Here is a 26,531-nt window from a genome sequence, read left to right as displayed (position 1 = left end):
GATGATGAGGTGAAACAACAATGTTAACCAGATTCATTCCGAACCTCTTTACCTTGGGTAATCTGTTTCTTGGAATGATGGCGATACTGCTTGCAATTGATGGGAATTACAGCCTGGCTGCAATTATGGTGATCGTGGCGATGCTGCTGGATGGGTTGGATGGCCGGGTAGCGCGTGCACTCAATGCCCAAAGTGAATTTGGCAAGGAGCTAGACTCCCTGTCTGACATGGTTTCGTTTGGTGCAGCCCCGGCACTCATTATGTTTATGGTTTCCTTCCAGGATGCATCACCGGTTCTCGCCTGGATCGCTACGGCAAGCTTCCCCATTTGTGGAGCCATTCGGCTTGCACGCTTTAATGTAAGACCCGGAATTCCCGGATACTTTACCGGCCTGCCCATTCCGGCAGCTGGAGGTGTGCTTGCAACGCTGACGTTGTTTAACAAGGATATTGGTCCCGTGAGCATGATGATAGCTACATTGTTATTATCCTACCTGATGGTCAGCTCGCTTAAATATCCGAATTTCAAAAAGGTTGGTTTGCCGCGAAAAGCGATCTGGATCGCCCCTTGGGTGGTTGTATTTGCTGTAGCGGTTGCCGTCATTTTTCCGGAACAGTTGTCGAAGCTGATCTTTATTCCACTGGTGCTGTACGCTCTATATGGAATGAAGCATAATATGCGGACGGCAGCCTCCCGCAATCGGGCGAAGAAGCGCAAGGAAGAGAAGTCTTCTCGTCCTTCCGATCGGTAATGGTTTACGGATTGGCATACTGCCTTGGATGAATAAGAAAAAGCACGCATTCTCCTTCAGGAGCGTACGTGCTTTTTTTGTTGATTCGAATCTATACAGTACCTACTCTTGCACGGCAACTTCGCCAATCATTTACGACAAATTGAACATCCCTAACGTCGAACATTTCTGTGACTCGTGATTCACGACTTCTTCCATGTTGATATCCAGCAGATTGCAGAGAGCTGACATATAAAACAGGTTCCGCCCCAGTTCGGAGCTGATGACCTCTTTGCAATTCTCGCACAATTCACCTTCCACATGCGTTTCCAGCAGGCCCTTGGTTTGAGCAATACCGCTCTCGGGGGCATATTTCTGCTTGGTGGCGTGCAGCTCAATGCAGCCGCATTCGGTAATGGCCTTGGACACGGCACGATTGACAGAAGCTCCGGCTTGTCCTGTTTTGGACAGTACATCAATCAGACTGCGATGACGCAGCAACAGCTCGGAAACCTGATCCTGAAAAGCCTGTAAACTTAGCGTACTCATTTTGCTACTCACCTCGGGATATGAATTGAATTCATTATATGCCAATAATTTACCTTCTTTCAACTGACGATTGCAAACATTTCCAAAAAGTTCTTGCAACCGGGATTAGCAATCCAACAATTGGATCATACTGGATATGAAGATGAAGGACAATTAAAGGAGGTGCAGGGACATATGTGGAAAAAAGGCATTTTAACTTTTACAGGATTGTGCGGTGCATGGTTTGGCTACACGGCATATCATCTGGCAGGAAAATCCGTCCCGTGGATGGCTGAATGGATTCAGTCAGCAGGGCTGCTGGGGGCAGGAGTAGCAACGGCACTGGGCGCTGTATTGTTTATGGCTGTATGTAATATTGGTGGAACCTTGCTGGCAAGCAGGCTGCAAAATGGGATTGATTCTTTGGCTAAAGTACCGATGAACGAACTGGCTGCTGGTGCAGCAGGTACCGTTGCAGGGTTACTGGTGGCTTTGCTGCTCTATCCATGTCTGACTTGGCTGGGAACAGCAGGAGAGGTGCTTCAGGTGGCTCTGACGGCCGTAAGCGGATATTCGGGGTACATGCTAGCCATGGCGAAGAAAGACGACCTTGCTGCATTCTGGATGTCTGGGCGATGGGGGCACCCCGAGCTGGATGAAGACAGACGGATGGAAGAACACAAGATTTTGGATACCAGTGTCATTATTGATGGCCGTATCGCAGATATATGCAAGACTGGGTTTATCGAAGGTACAATTGTGATTCCGGAATTCGTCTTGGAAGAACTTCAGCATATTGCAGATTCCTCGGATCTGCTGAAGCGAAACAGAGGCCGGCGCGGACTCGACATTTTGAATAAAATCCAAAAAGAACTCGACGTGAAGGTGCTCATTTACGAAGGGGATTTCGAAGAAATATCGGAAGTGGACAGCAAGCTGGTCAAACTCGCCAAAGTGCTTCAGGGCAAGGTGGTTACCAATGACTTTAACCTGAACAAGGTTTGCGAGCTCCAGGGTGTATCTGTACTGAACATCAACGATCTGGCGAATGCGGTGAAGCCAGTGGTGCTGCCTGGTGAAGAGATCATGGTGCAGATCATCAAGGATGGCAAGGAGCATGGCCAAGGTGTAGCTTATCTGGATGACGGTACGATGATTGTCGTGGAAGGCGGACGCGAGTATATCGGCATGATGATGGAAGTGCTGGTGACCAGTGTGCTGCAGACTTCCGCGGGACGAATGATTTTTGCCAAGCCGAAACTGTTGGAAAAAGCCCAATAAAGGGGTATGATGGGTAGTGTATCGTTCACCGATATTTATATCGCTTGAAGATATTCAGTATCGTAGAACGATAAACTGACAGACAAGGCAGGGATTACGGCATGGATAAAGGGTGGGGTGTCGTCATTGTGGCAGCAGGTCGGGGAACCCGAATGGGAACAACCGAGAGCAAGCAGTTTCTGCTGCTGCAGGACAAGCCCGTTTTCATACATACGCTTGAAGTATTTGCCGCTCTGGACGAGATCAGCGAGATTGTGCTGGTAACCGGAGCCGCAGATGTTGAACGCTGCCTGGATTGGGTAAAAGAATACCGACTGGAGTCGCGTGTCCGTGTCATCCCCGGAGGGAAAGAGAGACAGCATTCTGTTCAAGAAGGCCTGAAGGCCTTACAGACGGATTGGGTTCTCGTTCACGACGGGGTACGTCCTTTTGTTGACCGTAAGCAGATTACAGGTTGCATGGAGGCCGCGATGTCGGGGGGAGCCGCTGTACTTGCCGTTCCCGTTAAAGATACGATCAAACAAGTGAATGCGGAAGGAATCGTTACGGCGACGCCTGACCGCAGCAGTCTGTGGAGTATTCAAACCCCGCAGGCTTTTCGTCTTTCTTCACTGCTGCTTGCTTACGAGTCGGCCGCAAGGGACGGATTTCTGGGGACGGATGACGCCATGCTGGCTGAGCGCCAGGGGATGTCCGTCCAGGTTGTGGAAGGAAGTTATACCAACATCAAATTAACGACGCCGGAAGATTTGGAATATGCCGCGTTTTTGCTTGGGGGAGAGAAGAAGCGATGATACGTGTAGGACAGGGATTTGATGTACACCAGTTGGTGGAGGGACGTCCGTGCATCATTGGCGGGGTAACGATTCCTTATGAAAAAGGACTGCTTGGTCACTCGGATGCAGATGTGCTGCTGCATGCCATCAGTGATGCCATTCTGGGTGCACTTGCACTTGGGGACATCGGCAAACATTTCCCGGACACCGATCCGGAGTTCAAGGACGCGGATAGCCTCAAACTGCTGGAGCATGTATGGCAGCTCGTGAAAGATCGCGGATATCGTTTGGGAAACATCGACTCTACTATTATTGCGCAGAAACCGAAAATGGCCCCATACATTCCACAGATGGCTGAGGTCATTGCCAAGGCGCTGGAAGCGGATGTTGATCAGGTCAATGTCAAAGCAACGACTACGGAGCAGCTCGGATTCCCTGGACGGGGAGAGGGGATTGCGGCCCAATCGGTTGTTTGCCTTGTTCGTGTGTGATATTATCAACCAACTAGTATACGGAGGGGATATTTTATGAGCACAGAAGTTCGTGTGCGTTACGCGCCGAGTCCAACGGGACACCTGCATATCGGGAATGCCCGTACGGCGCTCTTTAACTATTTGTATGCCAAACATAATAACGGGAAATTCATCATTCGTATTGAGGATACTGACGTAAAACGGAACATTGCGGGTGGCGAGGAAAGCCAGCTTAAATATCTGAAATGGCTCGGAATCGAGTGGGATGAGAGCATTGATGTAGGCGGGGAATACGGACCTTACCGTCAGACGGAACGTTTGGATATTTACCGTAAATACACCCAGGAGCTGCTGGACAAAGGTCTGGCTTACCGCTGCTTCTGCACGGAAGAAGAGCTGGAGCAAGAGCGCGAGGAGCAAACGGCACGTGGAGAGACGCCGCGTTATTCGGGCAAACACCGTGACCTAACGCCAGAGCAGATCAGTGCTTTTGAAGCGGAAGGCCGCGTTGCGAGCATTCGTTTCCGTGTACCGGAAGAGCGCACATATACGTTCGATGACATGGTTAAAGGCACCATTTCATTTAACAGCAAGGAGTCCGGGGACTTCGTCATTGTGAAAAAAGACGGCATTCCCACGTACAACTATGCCGTTGCAGTGGATGATCACCTGATGAAAATCTCCCACGTTCTTCGCGGGGAAGATCACATCTCCAACACGCCGCGTCAGCTGATGATCTATGAAGCGCTCGGCTGGGAGCCGCCGCAATTCGGTCATATGACCCTGATCGTGAATGAAAATCACAAGAAGCTGAGTAAACGGGACGAGTCCGTCATTCAGTTTATCGAACAATATGATCAGCTCGGCTACTTGCCAGAGGCGATGTTCAACTTCATCTCCCTGCTTGGCTGGTCGCCGGAAGGGGAAGAAGAGATCTTCTCGCAGGAACAGTTGATCTCCATCTTTGATACCAAACGTTTGTCCAAGAGTCCGGCTGTATTTGATACGCACAAGCTGGCGCACTTGAACAATCACTATATTAAACATGCAGACCCGGATCGTATTGCTGAAATGGCGATTCCGCATCTGCAAAAGGCAGGACGGATCGCAGCTGAGCTGTCACCTGAGCAGAAGGAATGGGCGTATACACTCGTTCATCTGTACCAGGAGCAAATGACTGCAGCCTCCGACATTGTAGAACTGTCTGAAGTATTCTTCCGCTCCCATCTGGAGCTGGATGCAGAAGCGACTGCCGTGCTTGGGGAAGAGCAGGTGCCAACTGTTCTGAAGGCCTTTGCCGACAAAGTTCAGGCGAGTGAAGAGTTTACCCCTAGTAAAATGGCCGCATTGATCAAGGAAGTACAGAAGGAAACCGGATTTAAAGGCAAGCAGCTGTTTATGCCTATCCGTGTAGCACTGACTGGACAGACCCATGGACGTGACCTGAATCAAACGATTGTACTGCTCGGCCGGGATACGGTTATTGAGCGTCTGCATGCACAGGTAAAAGGCGCGTAATCCAGGGACGCTGTAGTTCCTGGTATTGCCGCCGATGAAGGTCGGTATCGCTTGGGATGAAGTTATTGCAAGGTTGTTGTCAGTCCAGTACCTTTTCGCTATAATAGCAACACAAAGGTTAAATGACATGTTTCAGCATTCATCATAGAACAGCAAAGACCGGGAGGAGTAAACCGAACCGGACAGTTCCAGAGAGGATGGTCCCGCAGCGAAGAATGGATTTCTTTGGCTGCGGTGGCTGTGAGCCATCCACTGTCCGTCGGTCGAAATGCGCCCGTGAGCTGCATAGCCGAATCCGGCCCCGCCTCTTGTACGTGTAGGAGAGGAAAACGTCAGGATAGGTTGTGACGGTTGGTTTCCGTTACCGAACCGCTTGAGGGTTCATTCTTATTTGTCGGAACAGGTGGCAGCCATTCGCTGACTGTCTAATTCTGATATGTAAGTTGGGCCGAGCAGAGTGGGACCGCGATTAACGCCTCTGCAGCATAATGCTGCAGGGGCGTTTTTTGTTTGGGGCGAGTCAGCAGTACACTACCAAGAGGGCTGCGCCGTCCGGTATGCCGGAGGACGAAGACCTGAACAAGAGGGGAACGAGCATGTTCAAGAAGATCAGATCAGATATCCAGGCGGTGTTTGAAAACGATCCGGCTGCCCGGGGATGGTTCGAGGTTGTATTTACCTATTCGGGGCTGCATGCGATATGGGCTCATCGGATCGCGCACTTTTTCTATAAACGCAAATGGTTCTCGGTTGCCCGGTTCATCTCGCAGTTCAGCCGTTTTATGACAGGAATTGAGATTCACCCTGGAGCGACCATAGGGAATCGGCTGTTTATTGACCACGGAATGGGTGTAGTTATTGGTGAAACCTGTGAGATTGGCGATGATGTTGTTATTTACCAGGGGGTTACACTTGGCGGAACAGGGAAAGAAAAAGGAAAGAGACACCCGACGATTGGCAATAATGTGGTTATCTCATCCGGAGCCAAAGTGCTCGGTTCATTTAGCGTTGGTGATCAATGTAACATTGGAGCCAACTCGGTCGTATTGAAAGAAGTGCCATCCAACAGTACAGTTGTAGGCATACCGGGAAGAATCGTCAAGCAGGACGGACGCCGGGTGGATCGCCTGAATCAGCAGCTCCCTGATCCGGTCATTGACTCTCTGCGCAGTATGCAGCAAGAGATCGAACGATTGCGTGAAGAAGTGCGTACACTACAGGATAGCCGTAAGAATGAGACTTCACGTGATACAATAAATAAATAGGGAAGTATGAATGAAAGGAAAGTGACCATGACGCTTCAAATTTACAATACGATGAGTCGTACCAAAGAAAATTTCGTTCCCCAAGAACCGGGGAAGGTAAAAATGTATGTGTGCGGACCGACAGTATATGATTACATTCATATCGGGAATGCACGTCCGGTTATTTTTTTCGACACCGTTCGCGGCTACTTGGAACAGACAGGGCATGAAGTGAACTACGTTGTAAACTTCACGGATGTTGATGATAAATTGATTCGCAAAGCCGAACAGCTGGGTACTGACGTTCCTCATGTTGCCGAGAAGTTTATTGCTGCGTACTACGAGGATCTTGAGGGATTGGGGATTCCCAAGGCCAGCAGCAACCCGAGAGTTACAGAGAATATGCCGCTCATTATCGATTTTATCCGTGAGTTGGTTGAAAAGGGCTTTGCTTATGAAAATGGTGGGGACGTATATTACCGCACAGGCAAATTCGAAGAGTACGGCAAGCTGTCGAAGCAGAATCTGCAGGAATTGCAGTTCGGTATCCGGATTGGTGTAGATGAGCGCAAAGAACATCCCGAAGATTTCGTGCTCTGGAAAGCAGCTAAACCAGGGGAAATCTACTGGTCCAGTCCTTGGGGCAATGGTCGTCCGGGCTGGCATATCGAATGCTCTGCTATGGCGCGTGAATATCTGGGAGATACGCTCGATATCCATGGAGGTGGACAGGATCTGCAGTTCCCTCACCATGAGTGCGAATGCGCACAATCCGAGGTGCTGACAGGCAAACCGCTCGCCAACTACTGGATGCATAACGGATTTATCCGTATCGATAACGAAAAAATGTCGAAATCACTCGGTAACGGAGTGCTTGTAAAAGACCTTCGAACCCAGTACAAGCGTGAAGCCATTCGTTATTTTATGTTGTCGACACATTACCGCAATCCGCTTAACTTCACCGAAGATACAATGGAGCAAGCGCAAAACAGTGTGGATCGGATCGCGAATGCCGTTGGCAATCTGAAGCATCGTTTGCAGGCGGTAACGGTAGATCAGGATATTACAGCGGAGTTCGCTGCTAAACTGGAGCAGATTCGCCAGCAGTATCACGAGAAAATGCAGGATGATTTCAATACTCCGGATGCCATTACCGCATTGTTCGAATGGGCTGCGGAAGCAAACCAGCTGCTGCAGAAGGAAGTCGTAAACGCTGCGGAAATTCGTGCATTGCTTGAGCTGTTTGGTGAGTTGAATGCGGTGCTTCGCATTTATACGGAAGCAGAGCCGGAGCTCCTGGATGAAGAGATTGAACGCCTGATTGAAGAGCGTACGGAAGCGCGCAAGTCCAAGAACTGGGCACGGGCTGATGAAATTAGAGACGAATTGTCAGCGCAGGGCATCCTGCTTGAAGATACGGCTCAAGGGATGAGATGGCGGCGCAAATGAACGAGGACCAATTGAAAAATCTGTCTGATTCTGTCGATCATTCGGAGCAGGGGGAACGGCCTGCTGAAGAGCAGACAGAGGCTGTGGCACAGGGAGGGTGGTTTCCGTACCCGCCTTCCCGGCCTGCAAGATTGATTCCTCCGATTGCACTCGCCTATATCGGTGATGCAGTGTATGAGGTAGCGGTAAGGCAGTATCTGTTGTCCAAAGCCAATATGCGTCCGAATCACTTGCATCGCAGTGCGACGGGTCTCGTATCAGCCAAGGCACAGAGTCGTATCCTTACAGGGATCGAGGAACAATTGACCGAAGAAGAGCGCGACGTTGTAAGACAGGGGCGGAATGCCAAGTCGGGCAGTATTCCCAAGAACGCCGATGTGCTGGAATACAGACATGCCACTGCTCTAGAGTGCCTTGTAGGTTACCTGTACAGTAGTGGTCGGCATGATCGCATGATCCAACTGATTACGCAGGGAATTGAGCATGCAGAGCAGCAATCACCGCCACCAAACAAAAAATAAAAATAACAACTTAGTCGTTCCTGTGGTACAAGCCAACTAGGAGGTATATGCAGGACGTAATAGAGAGGAACGAAGCAATATGGAAGAAGAATGGATTGCTGGTAAGCACTCCGTGACGGAGGCGCTGCGTTCAGGACGTACCATCAACAAAATATGGATCGCTGATACAGCACAGAAACACTTGACCCAACCAATTATCGCGGAAGCCAAAAAACTCGGTATCGTAATTCAACATGTGGACAAGCGTAAATTGGATCAAACTGTGCCGGGCATTCAGCATCAGGGTGTTGTCGCACAAGCGGCCCCTTATGCTTATGCTGAGGTAGAGGATATTTTGGAAGCGGCAAAATCGAAGAATGAGCATCCGTTTTTGATTTTACTGGACGAAATTGAAGATCCGCATAACCTGGGTTCCATTCTGCGGACAGCTGACTGCACGGGGGCTCACGGTGTCATTGTCCCTAAGCGGCGTTCAGCTTCAGTGACTGCAACGGTGTCAAAAACTTCTGCAGGTGCGGCTGAATATGTACCGGTTGCTAGGGTCAGCAACCTGGCTCAGACGATTGATCGTCTCAAGGAAGAGGGCGTGTGGGTTGTGGGTACTGATGTGACTGCACGTGAGCCGGTATTTGGCAATGGTGTATTCACAGGACCGGTAGCCCTGGTGATCGGGAACGAAAACAAAGGTATGGGCCGACTGATTCGTGAGAAGTGTGATGTACTGGTCAAATTGCCGATGCAGGGACAGATTAACTCCCTGAATGCTTCCGTGGCGGCGGGTGTTGTCATGTACGAAGTGCTTCGTTCGCGCCAAGCACAGGGATAGATGGTATGGCTGATTCCCGGGATGTGCTTCTGGTAGACGGGTATAACATGATTGGTGACTGGCCAGAACTGTCCAGACTGGCAGAGAGTGGGCTCGAGGAGGCGAGGAATCGTCTTCTCTTCCGTCTTGCCGACTATCAGGCGTTCTCCGGTCGCAAGGTCATCGTTGTTTTTGATGCCTATCTCGTACCCGGACTTGGTAAAACATACACACAGAGCAAGGTACAGATCTATTTTACCAAGGAAAAAGAGACGGCTGACGAATGCATTGAGAGACTCGTACGGGAACTAAGCTCGCGGAGACGCCAAATCTATGTAGCCACAAGCGATATGGTAGAACAGCATGTCATTTTTGGACAGGGAGCATTACGTGTATCTGCCAGGGAACTGCTGATCGAAGTGGAGCAGAATGAGAAAGAATTGCAGAAACGTCTGGAGGAGGATCAGGCCAAGTCCACACGCAATACACTGGGAGCCAAGCTCAGCCCGGATGTGTTGAAGCAATTCGAGCGCTGGCGGCGTGAATAGGGGAACTGTTTTACAAATATTTCAAACTTGAAAGTCTTGACAATTATGTTATTCATGTTCTTTTTTAGGGATAGCGTGGTTGACGGTGTGAGGTGCCATCATATATACTGTTCGTATATTTCATAGAGTAGAGTAACGGTGTACCTTGCGTTGCAGCCGGAGGGATTGTCTGTGAGTGTCGACCTCAAAGATATCATGTTATCAAAGTATGATTACCAAAGTGACGAAGACATTGTCGAAGCGGTCCGTGAAGGTGAGAGCGAAGCGCTGGAGTTTTTGATTAACAAATATCGCAACTTTGTACGCGCCAAGGCAAGATCTTATTTTCTGATTGGGGCAGACCGGGAAGATATCATTCAGGAAGGAATGATTGGTCTCTACAAATCCATTCGGGATTTCAAGGGAGACAAGCTGGCTTCGTTCAAAGCTTTTGCCGAGCTGTGTATCACCAGACAGATTATTACGGCAATCAAGACGGCAACACGTCAGAAACATATTCCGCTTAATTCCTATGTATCGTTGGACAAGCCAATCTATGATGAAGAATCCGATCGTACGTTACTCGATGTGATTTGTGGAACCCAGGTCAGTGACCCGGAAGAGCTTATCATTAACCAGGAAGAGTTTGTGGGCCTGGAAGATAAGATGTCGGAGATTCTAAGTGACTTGGAACGAAAAGTATTGATGTTGTATCTGGACGGGAGATCTTATCAAGAGATTGCAGTAGATTTGGATCGACATGTGAAGTCCATTGATAATGCACTGCAGCGCGTAAAGCGCAAACTTGAAAAGTACCTGGAAGTTCGAGATAATTGAACAATGTTGCTATTGACGGAAAAGGCTCGGAGTTTGAGTCTTTTTTTGCTGCTCTAAGTTTATAAGTCAAAAGTTTGATAATACTAGTAATCGCTTGGTCCAAGCAGGAGAAGAGAAAAATCAGAGACGCCCAAACTACACGATTTTCGAACGGAACTTTTACCAGAGATGAAAGGCTATTCTTTCATTGACATGGTTATACCCTTATGATAAAGTGTTTTAGGTAGGCCTAAATTCGCGGCTTTTTTTTAGGATCAATTTAGAGACTCTCCTTTAAAGTGGAAGTCTTCGGGAGGTGTACATCATGCGGGTAATTATTACTTTGGCTTGTACAAACTGCAAACAAAGAAATTACACTACGACAAAAAACAAGCGTAATCACCCCGACCGCATGGAGATGAAGAAATTTTGCAAGTTTTGTAACGAGCAGACTTCTCATCGCGAAACCAGATAGTTTTTGGGAGGTGTAGTCGGCGTGAAACGTAGTTTCAAATCTCTGATTTCCTTTTTCTCAGAAAGCTGGGCTGAACTTAAAAAAGTTCGCTGGCCTAATCGTAAAGAGCTGACCAACTACACATTGATCGTTCTTGGTACTGTTGTGGTTATGACGCTGTTTTTTTGGGTCGTTGATATCGGCATCTCCGCTGTGATCGAAGCGATTATTTAAGAAGGGTCCCAGGTGGCTTGATATGGAAAAAAGATGGTACGTCGTTCATACCTACTCAGGGTATGAGAATAAGGTCAAAGCCAATTTGGAAAAACGCGTAGAGTCCATGGGCATGGAAGACAAGATATTCCGCGTTCTTGTTCCTATGGAAGAAGAAGTGGTAAACAAGGACGGTAAGAAAAAGACCGTTATGCGTAAAGTTTACCCCGGCTATGTCTTGGTGGAAATGATCCAAACGGATGACTCTTGGTATGTTGTTCGCAATACACCGGGTGTTACGGGATTTGTCGGTTCGACAGGTTCCGGGTCCAAACCAACTGCTCTGTTGCCTGAAGAAGTGGAACAAATTCTGAAGCACATGGGCATGGTTGAGCCGAAGCCGAAAATTGAATTCGACATTAAGGAATCCGTACGAATTAAAGTTGGTCCTTTTGCGAATTTTGTGGGCTCCGTGGAAGAAATTTTGGTAGACAAAAGCAAGTTGAAAGTGCATGTGAACATGTTTGGACGGGAAACGCCGCTTGAGTTGGAATACACACAAGTGGAGAAGATATAGTCTCTTCAAGTTTCTTGTGGGAGGACCGAAAGGTTCGTTAACCACTATTTTGCAAGGAGGTGTCAATCATGGCAAAAAAGGTAATCAAAATGGTAAAACTGCAAATTCCAGCAGGTAAAGCGAATCCAGCGCCTCCGGTAGGTCCAGCTTTGGGTCAAGCAGGTGTCAACATCATGGCATTCTGTAAAGAGTTCAACGCTCGTACAGCCGATCAAGCGGGATTGATTATTCCTGTTGAAATCACAGTATTCGAGGACCGTTCCTTTACTTTCATCACTAAAACTCCACCAGCAGCAGTTCTGTTGAAAGTGGCAGCTAAAGTGGAAAAAGGATCCGGCGAACCGAACAAGAAAAAAGTTGCTACTGTTAAACGTGATGCGGTACGTCAAATCGCAGAACAAAAAATGCCTGACCTGAATGCAGCGAACGTTGAGTCCGCAATGCGTATGGTCGAAGGTACTGCCCGTAGCATGGGTATCACCATCGAAGACTAATTTTTCATCTGAAACATGGCTTCGTAAAGCCGGCCGATTCGCGGCCGGTTGATGTGGGAGGTATATCCGCTAAAACCACAAAGGAGGAATATAACATGGCTAAACACGGTAAAAAATACCTGGAAGCTGCTAAGCTGATCGACAGCGAAGCAACTTACGAGCCTTCAGAAGCTGTAGAGCTTGTGAAAAAGGCAGCCACTGCAAAATTCGATGAAACAATCGAAGCAGCAGTACGCTTGGGCGTTGACCCACGTAAGCAAGACCAGGCTGTACGTGGTGTAGTTGTCTTGCCACACGGCACAGGTAAAACACAACGCGTATTGGTATTTGCAAAAGGTGACAAAGCGAAAGAAGCGGAAGCGGCTGGCGCGGACTATGTTGGTGATGCAGACATGATCAACAAAATCCAACAAGGCTGGTTCGAATTCGACGTCTGCGTAGCGACACCAGACATGATGAGTGAAGTAGGTAAATTGGGCCGACTGCTCGGCGGTAAAGGTCTGATGCCTAACCCTAAAGCCGGAACGGTAACTTTCGATGTATCCAAGGCTGTTCAAGAAATCAAAGCCGGTAAAATCGAATATCGTCTGGATCGTGCAGGTCAAATTCATGCACCGATCGGTAAAGCATCTTTCTCTGCAGAGCAACTGAACGAGAACTTGAAAGCTCTCATGGACGCTCTGAACCGTGCTAAACCGGCGGCAGCAAAAGGTGTTTATCTGAAGAACGTTTCTCTTTCTTCCACGATGGGCCCTGGCGCACGCGTGAACGCAGCATCTTTTAGATAATATCTGTTGACAGACTTGTTCTGTTTTGATATGATATAAAAGTTGTGAGTCCGAGTGACTGACCGTTGACATTTGAATATGCTTGCCGTAGACAGTAGGTGCCATCTGGCTTAATTTCCTACCGAGGTATGATTATAGAACTTAGAACGATGTAAATCGATTATGAGTATATATCAAGCCTTCGTGATTCTACGGAGGCTTTTCTTAATGGGATAAATTTGATCAGGAGGTGTACAGTTTGGCAAACGCAAAAGTGATTCAAGCAAAACAAGAGTCCGTTGATGCAGTAACAGCGAAATTGCGCGAGAGCGCTACGACAGTTGTTGTTGACTATCGCGGTCTGAACGTTGCCCAAGTAACTGAGCTGCGTAAGCAGCTTCGTGAAGCCGGAATTGAATTCCAAGTGCTGAAAAACACATTGCTTCGCCGTGCGACTGCTGCAGCAGAACTGACAGAACTCGATAGCGTTCTTACAGGTCCTACTGCAATTGCATTCAGCGCCGAAGATGCTGTGGCTCCAGCCAAAATTCTGAACGACTTCGCTAAAAAGAACGACGCACTGGAATTGAAAGGTGCAGTTGTTGAAGGTCGTGTAATCGGAGTAGAAGAAGTTAAGGCATTGGCAGAACTGCCATCCCGCGAAGGTCTCCTCTCCATGCTCCTCAGCGTGCTTCAAGCGCCAGTGCGCAACTTCGCGCTTGCGGTTAAAGCTGTTGCGGAAAAAGAAGAACAAGGCGCGTAAGCTACTTGATCTGATCGCTGCTTAGGCGGCATTGAATGACAAAAAAAATAAAATTATATATGGAGGTTCAATCATGAGTAAAGAGCAAATCTTGGAAGCAATCAAAGGCATGACTGTACTGGAACTGAACGATCTTGTTAAAGCAATCGAAGAAGAATTCGGCGTAACTGCTGCAGCTCCAGTAGCTGTTGCAGGTGGCGGAGCTGCTGCTGCAGAAGCTGAGCAATCCGAGTTCGACGTAATCTTGGCAAGCGCTGGCGCTTCCAAAATCAACGTTATCAAAGCAGTTCGTGAAATCACAGGTCTTGGCCTGAAAGAAGCTAAAGAAGTAGTTGACAATGCTCCAAAAGCATTGAAAGAAAAAGTTAGCAAAGAAGAAGCTGAATCCATCAAAGCTAAATTGGAAGAAGCAGGCGCTACAATCGAAGTTAAATAATTTGGCTTTTATAAGCTAAATGAACAAAACAACAAACCCCTTGACTTATATCAAGGGGTTTGTTGCTGTAATTGTATATGGAAAGTGAGTGAGGACATGTCCAATCATTATTATTCGGACAAACCGCAGGTCGCACATGACAGACGGGCAACGGAAGCGGAGCTTCGTGGATGGAAATTGCGATTCGTTACCGATGCAGGTGTATTTTCCAAGAGCGGAATCGATTACGGCAGCAGAGTACTGATTGATGCAATAGAGTTAACTGCTGGGGCTCATGTTCTGGATGTGGGTTGCGGGTATGGACCAATTGGTCTTACGGCAGCCAAGCTTGTACCCGAAGGACATGTCACCATGATCGATATCAACGAGAGAGCGGTTGAGCTTTCCAGAGAAAATGCAAAAGCAAATGGAATCACGAATGTAACGGTAATGCAAAGTAATCTACTTTCTGAAGTGAACCAGAGGGACTTTGACGCAGTTCTAACCAACCCGCCGATTCGAGCAGGGAAGGAAACCGTTCATACCATTTTTGAGCAGGCGCATCAGCATCTGAAGGTAGGTGGTTCGTTGTGGATTGTCATTCAGAAAAAGCAAGGGGCTCCTTCGGCAAAAGCGAAGCTGGAATCCTTGTTTGGCAGAGTGGAAGAAGTAACGAAAGATAAAGGCTACCGGATTTTCAAAGCGGTGAAAACGGAGGACTCGTCCGAAGGCTAGTTTCTGATTTGTAAAGTAAGCAGGGGAGCATTTTTTTTGCAATAGGACTATTGACTTGAAATTCAGGTCGTGGTATTATTGTAAAATGTCAGTATTAAGATGCCCTACTTGGCTTTAGCTAACTAAAAATGTCAATCTTTTTTTACGCCGAACGGGCTTATTATGCCTACGTTTGGCGTATAATATGTACATTTTGGGCAAACTGGGGATAAGTATGTTTTTGGAAGACATCCGCCGATCAAAGTTGCTCTTTTTTCGAACGACATTCGAGTAAGGGCTTTTCTTTATTTGTGGATGCATTGCTTTGCTCTGTATGTGTACCATTATAAGGTTACAAACAGAGGTTCGCAACGAAATTTTTAAAGTGAGTAGACATTGAGGGGTGAGTTTAAGTTGGCAGGACATCTTGTTCAATATGGTCGACGCACTCGGCGCAGTTATGCACGAATTAACGAGATACTCGAAGTTCCGAACCTGATTGAGATCCAACAAAAATCTTACGATTGGTTTTTGGAGGAAGGGTTGCGCGAAATGTTCCAGGATATCTCGCCGATCCAGGATTTTACAGGCAACTTGATTTTGGAATTTATCGATTACAGTCTCGGTGAACCGAAGTATACAGTAGACGACGCGAAAGAGCGTGACGTTACTTATGCAGCACCGCTTCGGGTCAAAGTCCGGCTCATTAATAAGGAAACCGGCGAAGTCAAAGAGCAGGAAGTATTCATGGGAGATTTCCCGCTGATGACCGAAACCGGCACATTTATTATTAATGGTGCGGAACGGGTTATTGTCAGCCAGTTGGTTCGCTCTCCTAGCGTTTACTTCAGTACCAAAGTAGATAAGAACGCCAAAAAAACGTATACCGCTACAGTTATTCCTAACCGCGGCGCTTGGCTCGAATTGGAGATGGACGCGAAGGATGTTGTATACGTCCGGATCGACCGTACACGTAAAATTCCAGTTACGGTTCTCCTGCGTGCTCTTGGTTTTGGCACAGACGCTGAGATTCTGGATCTGCTCGGTAATGACGAATATATTCGCAACACGCTGGACAAAGACAATACGGATTCCACGGAGAAAGCGCTGATTGAAATTTATGAGCGTCTTCGTCCGGGCGAGCCACCAACGCTGGATAACGCGAAAAGCTTGCTCGTAGCTCGTTTCTTTGATCCAAAACGCTATGACCTGGCTAACGTAGGTCGTTACAAAATCAACAAAAAGCTCCACATCAAAAACCGTTTGTTCAATCAACGTTTGGCTGAGTCTCTCGTTGATACTGAAACTGGCGAAATTATCGCCGAAGCAGGACAAATGGTTGACCGTCGTTTGCTCGATGAAATCATGCCTTATCTGGAGAAGAGTGTTGGCTTCCGTACGTATCACGTCGCTAACGGAGTTCTGGATGCGAATGATATTCCAATGCAAACGATTGACGTGTTCTCGCCGATTGAAGATGGTAAAGTCGTTAAGCTGATTGCCAATGCTAACATTGATAAATCAGTGAAGAACGTAACACCGGCAGATATCATTTCTTCAATCAGTTATTTCATTAACCTTCTGCACGGCATCGGAAGCACAGATGATATCGATCACCTGGGTAACCGTCGTCTGCGTTCGGTTGGTGAACTCTTGCAGAACCAGTTCCGTATCGGTTTGTCCCGTATGGAACGTGTTGTTCGTGAGAGAATGTCCATTCAGGATGCTAACGTGATCACGCCACAGGCATTGATTAACATACGTCCTGTAATTGCATCTATTAAAGAGTTCTTCGGTAGCTCCCAATTGTCGCAGTTTATGGATCAAACGAACCCTCTGGGTGAGTTGACGCATAAACGTCGTCTGTCCGCACTCGGACCGGGCGGTTTGACACGTGAGCGTGCAGGCATGGAAGTCCGTGACGTCCATCCATCCCACTATGGCCGGATGTGTCCAATCGAGACTCCAGAGGGACCAAACATTGGTTTGATCAACTCCTTGTCTACATTTGCCCGTGTGAACGAATATGGTTTCATCGAAGCTCCATATCGCTGGGTAGATCCGAAGACTGGTGTCGTAACCGAGCAAATCGATTATCTGACAGCAGACGAAGAGGACAACTACGTTGTCGCTCAAGCGAACGCGAAACTGAATGAAGATGGAACTTTTGCAGAAGAAGCGATCATTGTACGTTACAACAAACAATCGGATAACATCCTTACGATGCCGAGCGAGCGTGTTGACTACATGGACGTATCTCCTAAACAAGTTGTATCTGTCGCTACGGCGCTCATTCCGTTCCTTGAGAACGATGACTCCAACCGCGCACTGATGGGATCCAACATGCAGCGGCAGGCGGTTCCTCTCTTGATTCCTAAAGCTCCGCTCGTCGGAACAGGTATGGAACACAAAGCTGCAAAAGATTCCGGTGTATGTATTGTCTCCAAATATGACGGGATTATTGAGCGTTCTTCTGCGAATGAAATCTGGCTCCGTCGTGTGGAAGAGGTAGATGGCCAAGAAGTTAAAGGCGATATCGTTAAATATAAATTACACAAATTTATGCGTTCGAACCAAGGAACATGCATTAACCAACGTCCGATTGTCAAACGTGGTGCTGTTGTCAAAGCTGGCGACATCCTCGCTGACGGTCCTTCGACGGAAATGGGCGAATTGGCTTTGGGACGCAACGTCGTTGTTGCCTTCATGACTTGGGAAGGTTACAACTACGAGGATGCGATTCTGCTTAGTGAAAAACTCGTGAAGGAAGATGTCTACACATCCATCCACATCGAGGAGTATGAGTCAGAAGCGCGTGATACCAAGCTCGGACCTGAAGAGATCACACGTGACATCCCTAACGTAGGGGAAGAAGCGCTGCGTAACCTCGATGAGCGTGGTATTATCCGGATTGGTGCCGAAATCGCTGCTGGCGATATCCTGGTTGGTAAAGTAACGCCTAAAGGTGTAACTGAACTGACTGCGGAAGAACGTCTCCTGCATGCAATCTTTGGTGAGAAAGCACGTGAAGTTCGTGATACGTCCTTGCGTGTGCCTCACGGTACTGACGGGATCGTCGTAGACGTGAAAGTATTTACCCGTGAAAACGGTGATGAACTGCCTCCAGGTGTTAACCAGCTCGTTCGTGTCTATATCGCTCAAAAACGGAAAATCTCCGAGGGTGATAAAATGGCCGGACGTCACGGTAACAAAGGGGTTGTGGCTCGTATCCTGCCGGAAGAAGATATGCCATTCCTGCCGGACGGAACACCGGTTCAAATCGTTCTTAACCCGCTGGGCGTACCTTCCCGGATGAACATCGGTCAAGTGCTCGAAGTTCACTTGGGTATGGCTGCTATGCAGCTCGGCATCCACGTAGCTACCCCTGTATTCGACGGAGCGAAAGAGTATGACGTCTTCGATACGATGGAAGAAGCAGGCATGCAGCGTAATGGTAAAACCGTTCTGTACGATGGGCGTACGGGTGAAGAGTTTGAACGTGAAGTAACTGTCGGCGTCATGCACATGATCAAGCTGGCGCACATGGTTGATGATAAAATCCATGCCCGTTCCACAGGTCCTTACTCACTCGTTACACAACAGCCGCTGGGTGGTAAAGCCCAATTCGGTGGACAGCGTTTCGGGGAGATGGAGGTTTGGGCGCTTGAAGCATACGGCGCTGCCTATACTCTGCAAGAAATCTTGACTGTTAAGTCCGATGATGTTGTTGGTCGGGTGAAAACATATGAGTCCATTGTCAAAGGTGAGAATGTTCCGGAGCCGGGTGTTCCTGAATCATTCAAAGTATTGATCAAAGAGCTGCAAAGCTTGGGTATGGACGTTAAGATTTTGAGTGAAGATGAACAAGAGATTGAAATGAAAGAAATGGACGATGAAGATGACGCTGCGAGCGACAAGCTCAGCCTCAACCTTGAGGGTTCAGAGGTCGGAGTGGAGTAACCGCTTCGGGCGCATGATGACCGGCGTTTTTCATCAGGCTCGCGTCTTGCTCCGGCTTCGGCCGGAGAAGGCGTAACCTAGAATACAGGAATTGGTTAAGGAGGGTTGCTCCTTGTTGGACGTCAACAATTTCGAATACATGAAGATCGGGCTTGCTTCCCCAGAAAAAATTCGTTCTTGGTCCCGCGGAGAAGTGAAAAAACCGGAAACGATCAACTATCGTACGTTGAAACCGGAAAAAGAAGGGCTGTTCTGCGAAAAGATTTTTGGCCCTACGAAAGACTGGGAATGTCACTGTGGTAAATACAAACGCGTTCGTTATAAAGGCGTTGTCTGTGACCGCTGTGGTGTTGAAGTAACACGTGCCAAAGTACGCCGTGAACGGATGGGCCATATTGAGCTCGCTGCTCCGGTATCGCACATCTGGTACTTCAAAGGTATTCCGAGCCGCATGGGTCTCGCTTTGGATATGTCTCCAAGATCACTTGAGGAGATTATCTATTTTGCATCTTATGTAGTAACTGATCCAGGAGAAACTCCACTGGAGAAAAAACAGCTGTTGTCCGAGAAAGAATACCGCAGCTACCGTGAAAAATACGGATATGGATTCCAAGCTGGCATGGGTGCCGAAGCGGTTAAAAAACTGCTTCAAGACCTTGATGTAGACAAAGAGCTTGAATTCCTGAAGGAAGAGCTCCGCACTGCACAAGGACAACGTCGTAACCGTGCAATCAAACGTTTGGAAGTTATTGAAGCTTTCCGCAACTCAGGTAACAAACCTGAGTGGATGATCATGGATGTACTTCCTGTTATCCCGCCGGAACTTCGTCCAATGGTACAATTGGATGGTGGACGTTTTGCAACGTCTGACCTGAATGATCTGTATCGCCGTGTAATTAACCGGAACAACCGTCTGAAACGCTTGCTTGATCTGGGCGCACCAGACATTATCGTGCAAAACGAAAAACGGATGCTGCAGGAAGCTGTTGACGCATTGATCGACAACGGCCGTCGCGGACGCCCGGTAACGGGTCCTGGTAACCGTCCATTGAAATCCCTCAGCCACATGCTGAAAGGTAAACAAGGACGTTTCCGTCAAAACTTGCTCGGTAAACGTGTTGACTATTCTGGTCGTTCCGTTATCGTTGTCGGACCTTACCTGAAGATGTATCAGTGTGGTCTGCCAAAAGATATGGCACTTGAACTGTTCAAGCCTTTCGTAATGAAAGAACTTGTGAATAAAGGGCTTGCCCACAATATCAAGAGCGCGAAACGTAAAGTTGAGCGTGTAAGTCCTGAAGTATGGGATGTTCTTGAGGAAGTAATCAAGGAGCATCCGGTTCTACTCAACCGTGCCCCTACGCTTCACCGTCTCGGTATTCAAGCATTTGAACCAATTCTGGTTGAAGGTAAAGCCATTCGTCTTCACCCGCTCGTATGTACGGCATACAATGCCGACTTTGACGGTGACCAAATGGCCGTGCACGTTCCGTTATCTGCTGAGGCACAAGCGGAAGCGCGTATCCTGATGCTTGCATCTGGTAACATTTTGAACCCGAAAGACGGTAAACCAGTTGTTACCCCTTCCCAGGATATGGTCCTAGGTTCATACTACCTGACTATGGACAACAAGGAAGAAAAGGGTACTGGCATGATCCTGCGAACAGTGAACGAAGCTGTATCTGCGTATCAACGCGGTACTGCCGGCTTGCATGCACGCGTAGCGATTCCGGTTAAAGCTCTGGGTAAAACTAGCTTTACTGAAAAACAACAAGATGCAATGTTGCTGACAACTGTCGGTAAAATCATCTTTAATGAAATCTTCCCAGCAAGTTTCCCTTACATCAACGATGCAACTCGTGCAAACCTTTATCAAGGTACTGCAGAGCATTTCTTTGTGTATGAGAAGGGGACTGACCTGAGAGAAGCAATCATGAACGCACCTCAAGCAGGTGGTGTTGGTAAGGAATATCTGGGTACAATCATCGCTCGTTGTTTTGAAATTTACCACACAACGGAAACAGCCGTTATTCTGGATAAAATCAAACAGCTTGGTTTCACATACTCGACTCGTGCCGGTATTACGGTTGCGGTTTCGGACGTTGTGGTGCCAGATGAGAAAACAGAGATCCTCAGACAATCCGAAGAAAAAGCACAAATCGTTACGAACCAGTACCGTCGTGGTCTGATTACGAACGAAGAGCGTTATGACCGCATCATTGATATCTGGTCTAAATCGAAAGATGATATCACCGAGATTCTGATGAAGTCGATGGATCGTTACAACTCCATCATGATGATGGTTGACTCCAAAGCACGGGGTAACAAATCGCAAATCACCCAATTGGGCGGTATGCGTGGTCTGATGGCCAACCCGTCCGGTCGTATCATCGAACTCCCAATCAAATCGAACTTCCGTGAAGGTCTGACGGTACTCGAGTACTTCATCTCGACACACGGTGCCCGTAAAGGTTTGGCCGATACGGCCTTGCGTACAGCCGACTCAGGTTACCTGACTCGTCGTCTCGTAGACGTGGCACAAGATGTGATCGTGCGTGAAGATGATTGTGGTACAGATAAAGGATTTACGGTTAGCCGTATCCAGGATGGTAAAGAGGTTATTGAAGATCTCTACGACCGTATCGAAGGAAGATACTGCTTCGAAACTGTTCGTCATCCAGAAACAAAAGAAATTATTGCACATCGCAATGAATTGATTGACTCCGATAAAGCAGAGGCAATCATCAAAGCAGGTGTAACCAAATTGCAAATCCGCTCCGTACTCAGCTGCCGTGCTCGTCATGGTGTCTGCAAAAAATGTTACGGTCGCAACCTGGCGACTGGTAAACACGTGGAGATCGGTGAAGCAGTTGGTATTATCGCTGCGCAATCCATTGGTGAGCCAGGAACACAGCTGACAATGCGTACGTTCCACACCGGTGGTGTAGCCGGAGACGATATCACGCAAGGTTTGCCGCGTATCCAGGAGTTGTTTGAGGCTCGTAATCCTAAGGGTCAAGCAACGATCAGTGAGATTGACGGTATTGTCAAAGAGATTCGCGAAGCAAAAGACCGTCGCGAAATCGAAATTCAAGGTGAAGCGGAATCCAAAGTTTACTCCGTTACCTACGGTTCCCGTGTTCGCGTAAGCGAAGGCATGGAGATCGAAGCAGGTGACGAGCTCACTGATGGTTCCATCGATCCAAAAGAAATGCTGCGCATCAAAGGCGTACGTGGTGTACAGAACTACATTCTGCAGGAAGTACAACGCGTATACCGTAACCAGGGCGTAGAAATTAATGATAAACACGTTGAAGTTATGATCCGTCAAATGCTGCGTAAAATCCGCATCGTTGATGCAGGAGATACAACGCTGCTGCCAGGATCGTTCGTAGATACGCATGAGTACGAAAGAGCTAACAAAACAGCGATTCTTAGTGATAAAGAGCCAGCGGTTGCGAAACCAATCCTGCTCGGTATCACAAAAGCATCTCTTGAAACAGACTCCTTCCTCTCTGCGGCATCGTTCCAAGAGACTACACGTGTACTGACAGATGCAGCGATCAAAGGTAAAGTCGATCAGTTGCTCGGTCTCAAGGAAAATGTAATCATCGGTAAATTGATCCCTGCAGGTACAGGTATGAACCGTTACCGCAGCATCAAGTTTGCTGAGCCGGAAGATGGTCAATCTTCAGTTGAAGAACTTGAGCCCGTTTCCGTTGATTAAATAGATTCCCCCTGTATAGGGTGAATATAAAGTTTTGTATGTCAGGGGATGGACGTCTGTTTAATACAGACGGACATTTCCTGATGTGCGAAAACTTTGAATAAATCTTTCACGATTAGCATTGACATTGCTTGCGCTAGATGCTAATATATCAAAGGTGCGTGAGCAGCTGATTGTATATGTCCTATTCGGAGGAATGAACAATGTCTAATGAAAAAGGCCTGCAAGATGCTCATGTCAAAATAGGTACAAAACAGACCATGCGGATGGTCCAGTCAGGAATGGCTGCTGAGGTCTATGTGGCCGAAGATAGTGATCCGCAGCTCACTTCCAAAATCATTGCCTTGTGTGAACAACACAATGTGAAGTACACGAAAGTGGACACAATGAAAAATCTCGGCAAAGCCTGCGGGATTGGAGTGGGAGCAGCAATGGCTGCTGTCGCAAAATGATAGGGTAAGGAACGTTTTTGTCCGAGAACTTTTTAGGGATTCTCCAAGGCAAAAACTTTTCATTTGTCTTTTTATGAACCGCCTGGGTCTGTGGACTTAGCGATAAGAGGTTTATAAAGAAACATGAACAATTGAGGAAGGGGGTGGCAATCACATGCCAACTATTAACCAACTGGTACGCAAAGGACGTCAAGCTAAAGTTGAAAAGTCCAAATCACCAGCATTGCAAAAAGGGTTCAACGCTTTGAAACGTGAATCTACTAACATCAGTGCCCCACAAAAACGTGGTGTCTGCACTCGTGTAGGTACAATGACTCCACGTAAACCGAACTCTGCACTTCGTAAATATGCCCGTGTTCGTTTGACGAACCGTCTCGAGGTAACTGCTTATATCCCGGGTATCGGACATAACTTGCAAGAGCACAGTGTTGTATTGATTCGCGGAGGTAAAGTTAAGGACCTTGCAGGGGTTCGTTACCACATCGTTCGTGGAGCACTCGATACTGCAGGCGTGAACAACCGTATGCAAGCTCGTTCTAAATACGGTGCTAAACGTCCTAAAGCTAAAAAAGCCTAACACATTATAAGAAGCGATCCTGAATATTCTTTGGCTTAATGTCCAGAGTACAGGATCAGCTTAGCAAGAAAGAAAGGGGGATATCCATGCCACGCAAAGGTCCAGTTACGAAAAGAGACGTGTTGCCAGATCCGGTATACAACTCCAAGTTGGTTACTCGTTTGATCAACCGCATCATGCTCGACGGAAAACGCGGTGTTGCTCAAAGCATTCTGTATAATGCGTTCAAGTTGATCCAAGAACGCACGGGTAATGACCCGATGGAAGTATTTGAGACAGCAATCAAGAATATCATGCCAGTCCTGGAAGTTAAAGCTCGCCGTGTCGGCGGTGCCAACTACCAAGTACCAATCGAGGTAAAACCAGAGAGACGTACTGCTTTGGGTTTACGTTGGCTCGTGAACTACTCCCGCAACCGCGGTGAGAAAACAATGGAAGAGCGTTTGGCGGCTGAGATCATCGACGCTTCCAACAACACAGGCGCTTCCGTTAAGAAACGTGAAGATACGCACAAAATGGCTGAAGCGAACAAAGCGTTTGCTCACTACCGTTGGTAGGATTCAGTTCACAATAAAAACTTCAATTTTGAAGGGAGACCCATTTCATGGCAAGAGAGTTCTCCTTGAAAAATACACGTAATATCGGGATCATGGCTCATATTGATGCGGGTAAAACCACGACAACTGAGCGGATCTTGTTCTACACAGGCCGTACGCACAAAATCGGTGAAGTTCACGAAGGCGCTGCGACAATGGACTGGATGGAACAGGAACAGGAGCGCGGAATTACGATTACTTCCGCTGCGACTACCGCTGCTTGGAAAGGCCACCGCGTTAATATCATTGATACCCCGGGACACGTTGACTTCACTGTTGAAGTTGAACGTTCCCTTCGTGTATTGGACGGAGCAGTTGGTGTATTCAGTGCGAAAGAAGGCGTTGAGCCTCAGTCTGAAACTGTATGGAGACAGGCTGACCGTTACGGCGTACCTCGTATCGCTTACGTAAATAAAATGGATATCATCGGTGCTGACTTTTTGAACGTTGTCGCTGACATGCGTGATCGCCTTCAAGCGAACGCTGTTGCGATCCAACTGCCAATCGGCGCTGAAAATGATTTCATTGGTATCATCGATATCGTTGAACAAAAGGCTCATATGTACAAAGATGACCTTGGACAAAATATCGAAGAAACCGAAATTCCTGCGGAATTTGCTGATCAAGTTGAAGAACTCCGCAACGAATTGATTGAGCGGGTTGCAGAACTCGACGAAGAATTGACTATGAAATACCTGGAAGGCGAAGAGATCACTGTTGAAGAGATCAAATCCGCTCTCCGTAAAGGTGTAGTAGAAGTTAAGATCTTCCCAGTAATCTGTGGATCCTCTTATCGTAACAAAGGTGTTCAACTGATGTTGGATGCTGTAATCGACTACTTGCCAGCTCCAGTGGACGTTCCAGCAATCAAGGGTCTCCTTGAAGATGGAACTGAAGCAGTTCGCAAGTCTTCCGATGAAGAGCCATTCTCTGCATTGGCCTTCAAAATCATGACTGACCCTTACGTTGGTAAATTGACATTCTTCCGCGTATACTCCGGTATTCTTCAATCCGGTTCTTACGTATTGAATGCCACTAAAAACAAACGTGAGCGTATCGGTCGTATCCTTCAAATGCACGCGAACAGCCGTCAAGAGATCACTGAAGTTTACTCCGGTGACATTGCAGCTGCCGTAGGTTTGAAAGATACAGGTACAGGTGATACACTATGTGATGAGAAAAACCCGGTTATCTTGGAATCGATGAACTTCCCTGATCCGGTTATCGAAATCGCCGTTGAACCTAAAACCAAAGCTGACCAAGATAAAATGGGTGTTGCTCTCGGCAAGTTGACAGAAGAGGATCCAACTCTTCGCGCTCACACTGACGAAGAAACAGGCCAAACAATCTTGGCAGGTATGGGTGAGCTTCACCTTGATATCATCATCGACCGTATGCGTCGTGAGTTCAAGGTTGAAACTACTGTGGGTAAACCACAAGTAGCTTACCGTGAAACATTCCGTGCTCCAGCGCGTGTTGAAGGTAAATTCGTTCGTCAATCCGGTGGTCGTGGTCAATACGGTCACGTATGGGTTGAGTTCGAACCACTCGAGCCAGGTACAGGCAGTCAGTTCGAAAGTAAGATTGTCGGTGGTTCGGTTCCGAGAGAATACATTCAACCAGCACTGTCAGGGATTGAAGAGCAAATGAAAAACGGCGTTATTGCAGGCTTCCCGCTTGTAGACGTTAAGGCTACAATTGTAGACGGATCTTACCATGATGTCGATTCCAACGAGATGGCGTTTAAAATTGCCGGATCGATGGCGCTGAAAGCAGCAAAAGACAAATGTAGTCCAGTTCTGCTTGAGCCAATCATGAAAGTAGAAGTAACCGTTCCGGAAGAGTACATGGGTGACGTTATGGGTATGCTTAACTCCCGTCGTGGCCGCATTGAAGGTATGGATTCCCGTAGTGGAGCTCAAATCATTCGTGCTAAAGTACCTTTGTCCGAAATGTTCGGATACTCTACAACTCTTCGTTCCGGTACTCAAGGACGCGGCGTATTCTCCATGGAGCTTTCTCACTATGAAGAAGTTCCTAAGAGCATCGCTGAAGAGATCGTTGCCAAAACAAAAGGCACCGAGTAGTTTTCTCACACTGGACGCTAGTGCATAGGGATATAATCTTCTAGATGCTAACGTCCAGTGAAAACA

At 47.7% G+C, this 26,531-nt stretch carries 26 protein-coding genes and 1 other annotated feature; of the genes, 25 read left to right on the top strand and 1 reads right to left on the bottom strand.

The window, feature by feature from the left end:
- Positions 1-20: 20 nt before the first annotated feature.
- On the top strand, positions 21-752 hold the full coding sequence (gene pssA, locus CHI14_RS28905) for a CDP-diacylglycerol--serine O-phosphatidyltransferase (protein ID WP_095293436.1): 732 nt from the start codon (positions 21-23) through the stop codon (positions 750-752).
- A 132-nt stretch (positions 753-884) separates the two neighbouring features.
- Here the strand turns inward: pssA and CHI14_RS28900 are convergent, their stop codons facing one another.
- Positions 885-1,280, bottom strand: coding sequence for a nucleoside triphosphate pyrophosphohydrolase family protein (locus CHI14_RS28900; RefSeq protein ID WP_095293446.1), 396 nt, complete (start codon positions 1,278-1,280; stop codon positions 885-887).
- A 174-nt stretch (positions 1,281-1,454) separates the two neighbouring features.
- Here CHI14_RS28900 and CHI14_RS28895 point away from each other — a divergent pair, with 174 nt between their 5' ends.
- The 24 genes from CHI14_RS28895 to fusA all read left to right on the top strand — a co-directional run bounded on the left by CHI14_RS28895 (position 1,455) and on the right by fusA (position 26,465).
- Positions 1,455-2,540 carry a PIN/TRAM domain-containing protein gene (locus CHI14_RS28895; protein WP_095293435.1) on the top strand — a complete coding sequence of 362 codons (1,086 nt, stop codon included), beginning with the start codon at positions 1,455-1,457 and terminating at the stop codon, positions 2,538-2,540.
- A 101-nt stretch (positions 2,541-2,641) separates the two neighbouring features.
- Positions 2,642-3,334, top strand: coding sequence for a 2-C-methyl-D-erythritol 4-phosphate cytidylyltransferase (gene ispD, locus CHI14_RS28890; RefSeq protein ID WP_095293434.1), 693 nt, complete (start codon positions 2,642-2,644; stop codon positions 3,332-3,334).
- Positions 3,331-3,807 carry a 2-C-methyl-D-erythritol 2,4-cyclodiphosphate synthase gene (gene ispF / locus CHI14_RS28885; RefSeq protein ID WP_095293433.1) on the top strand — a complete coding sequence of 159 codons (477 nt, stop codon included), beginning with the start codon at positions 3,331-3,333 and terminating at the stop codon, positions 3,805-3,807. Before ispD ends, ispF begins: the two co-directional genes overlap by 4 nt.
- Before the next feature lie 36 nt (positions 3,808-3,843).
- Positions 3,844-5,307: a glutamate--tRNA ligase gene (gene gltX / locus CHI14_RS28880; RefSeq protein ID WP_095293432.1), complete on the top strand. Its 1,464-nt coding sequence runs from the start codon at positions 3,844-3,846 to the stop codon at positions 5,305-5,307.
- Between the two features lie 596 nt (positions 5,308-5,903).
- On the top strand, positions 5,904-6,572 hold the full coding sequence (gene cysE, locus CHI14_RS28875) for a serine O-acetyltransferase (RefSeq protein ID WP_095293445.1): 669 nt from the start codon (positions 5,904-5,906) through the stop codon (positions 6,570-6,572).
- 27 nt (positions 6,573-6,599) lie between these two features.
- A complete protein-coding gene (cysS, locus tag CHI14_RS28870) occupies positions 6,600-8,000 on the top strand; it encodes a cysteine--tRNA ligase (protein WP_095293431.1) in 1,401 nt (466 codons plus the stop codon).
- Positions 7,985-8,521, top strand: coding sequence for a Mini-ribonuclease 3 (locus tag CHI14_RS28865; protein WP_249281272.1), 537 nt, complete (start codon positions 7,985-7,987; stop codon positions 8,519-8,521). Before cysS ends, CHI14_RS28865 begins: the two co-directional genes overlap by 16 nt.
- Before the next feature lie 79 nt (positions 8,522-8,600).
- Positions 8,601-9,347 (top strand): 23S rRNA (guanosine(2251)-2'-O)-methyltransferase RlmB, encoded by a 747-nt coding sequence (rlmB, locus tag CHI14_RS28860; protein WP_095293430.1) that lies wholly within the window; start codon positions 8,601-8,603, stop codon positions 9,345-9,347.
- A 5-nt stretch (positions 9,348-9,352) separates the two neighbouring features.
- Positions 9,353-9,874, top strand: coding sequence for an NYN domain-containing protein (locus CHI14_RS28855; protein ID WP_095293429.1), 522 nt, complete (start codon positions 9,353-9,355; stop codon positions 9,872-9,874).
- A gap of 171 nt (positions 9,875-10,045) precedes the next feature.
- Positions 10,046-10,690, top strand: a complete 645-nt coding sequence (sigH, locus tag CHI14_RS28850) for an RNA polymerase sporulation sigma factor SigH (RefSeq protein ID WP_024633601.1) — start codon at positions 10,046-10,048, stop codon at positions 10,688-10,690.
- A 304-nt stretch (positions 10,691-10,994) separates the two neighbouring features.
- A complete protein-coding gene (gene rpmG, locus CHI14_RS28845; protein ID WP_072735843.1) occupies positions 10,995-11,144 on the top strand; it encodes a 50S ribosomal protein L33 in 150 nt (49 codons plus the stop codon).
- Between the two features lie 21 nt (positions 11,145-11,165).
- Positions 11,166-11,357, top strand: coding sequence for a preprotein translocase subunit SecE (gene secE, locus CHI14_RS28840; protein WP_024633600.1), 192 nt, complete (start codon positions 11,166-11,168; stop codon positions 11,355-11,357).
- A 22-nt stretch (positions 11,358-11,379) separates the two neighbouring features.
- Positions 11,380-11,913, top strand: a complete 534-nt coding sequence (gene nusG, locus CHI14_RS28835; RefSeq protein ID WP_056697652.1) for a transcription termination/antitermination protein NusG — start codon at positions 11,380-11,382, stop codon at positions 11,911-11,913.
- A 68-nt stretch (positions 11,914-11,981) separates the two neighbouring features.
- The gene (gene rplK / locus CHI14_RS28830; protein WP_053779217.1) at positions 11,982-12,407 is read left to right on the top strand and encodes a 50S ribosomal protein L11; all 426 of its coding nucleotides are present in this window, start codon (positions 11,982-11,984) and stop codon (positions 12,405-12,407) included.
- Positions 12,408-12,502: 95 nt separating this feature from the next.
- Positions 12,503-13,195: a 50S ribosomal protein L1 gene (gene rplA / locus CHI14_RS28825; RefSeq protein ID WP_095293428.1), complete on the top strand. Its 693-nt coding sequence runs from the start codon at positions 12,503-12,505 to the stop codon at positions 13,193-13,195.
- 67 nt (positions 13,196-13,262) lie between these two features.
- Positions 13,263-13,409 (top strand) — a sequence feature (ribosomal protein L10 leader region).
- 24 nt (positions 13,410-13,433) lie between these two features.
- A complete protein-coding gene (gene rplJ / locus CHI14_RS28820; RefSeq protein WP_095293427.1) occupies positions 13,434-13,937 on the top strand; it encodes a 50S ribosomal protein L10 in 504 nt (167 codons plus the stop codon).
- Positions 13,938-14,010: 73 nt separating this feature from the next.
- A complete protein-coding gene (rplL, locus tag CHI14_RS28815; protein ID WP_095293426.1) occupies positions 14,011-14,373 on the top strand; it encodes a 50S ribosomal protein L7/L12 in 363 nt (120 codons plus the stop codon).
- 96 nt (positions 14,374-14,469) lie between these two features.
- The gene (locus CHI14_RS28810) at positions 14,470-15,087 is read left to right on the top strand and encodes a class I SAM-dependent methyltransferase (RefSeq protein WP_095293425.1); all 618 of its coding nucleotides are present in this window, start codon (positions 14,470-14,472) and stop codon (positions 15,085-15,087) included.
- Between the two features lie 393 nt (positions 15,088-15,480).
- Positions 15,481-19,026 (top strand): DNA-directed RNA polymerase subunit beta, encoded by a 3,546-nt coding sequence (rpoB, locus tag CHI14_RS28805; RefSeq protein ID WP_095293424.1) that lies wholly within the window; start codon positions 15,481-15,483, stop codon positions 19,024-19,026.
- 112 nt (positions 19,027-19,138) lie between these two features.
- Positions 19,139-22,753, top strand: a complete 3,615-nt coding sequence (gene rpoC / locus CHI14_RS28800) for a DNA-directed RNA polymerase subunit beta' (protein ID WP_095293423.1) — start codon at positions 19,139-19,141, stop codon at positions 22,751-22,753.
- 203 nt (positions 22,754-22,956) lie between these two features.
- Positions 22,957-23,205, top strand: a complete 249-nt coding sequence (locus CHI14_RS28795; protein ID WP_076292165.1) for a ribosomal L7Ae/L30e/S12e/Gadd45 family protein — start codon at positions 22,957-22,959, stop codon at positions 23,203-23,205.
- Positions 23,206-23,359: 154 nt separating this feature from the next.
- Entirely contained in the window at positions 23,360-23,782 is a 423-nt protein-coding gene (gene rpsL / locus CHI14_RS28790; RefSeq protein ID WP_017692070.1) for a 30S ribosomal protein S12, read from the top strand.
- Positions 23,783-23,868: 86 nt separating this feature from the next.
- Complete coding sequence (gene rpsG, locus CHI14_RS28785) at positions 23,869-24,339, top strand: 30S ribosomal protein S7 (protein WP_056697679.1); 471 nt, start codon at positions 23,869-23,871, stop codon at positions 24,337-24,339.
- A gap of 47 nt (positions 24,340-24,386) precedes the next feature.
- Positions 24,387-26,465, top strand: coding sequence for an elongation factor G (gene fusA, locus CHI14_RS28780; RefSeq protein ID WP_095293422.1), 2,079 nt, complete (start codon positions 24,387-24,389; stop codon positions 26,463-26,465).
- The last annotated feature ends 66 nt before the right edge of the window (positions 26,466-26,531 follow it).

Origin of the sequence: Paenibacillus sp. 7516 (genome assembly GCF_002272715.1) — a bacterium.
Taxonomy (GTDB): Bacteria; Bacillota; Bacilli; order Paenibacillales; family Paenibacillaceae; genus Paenibacillus; species Paenibacillus illinoisensis_A.
Note: the sequence above shows the minus strand (reverse complement) of the source record. Positions and strands in the feature narration are given on the sequence as shown.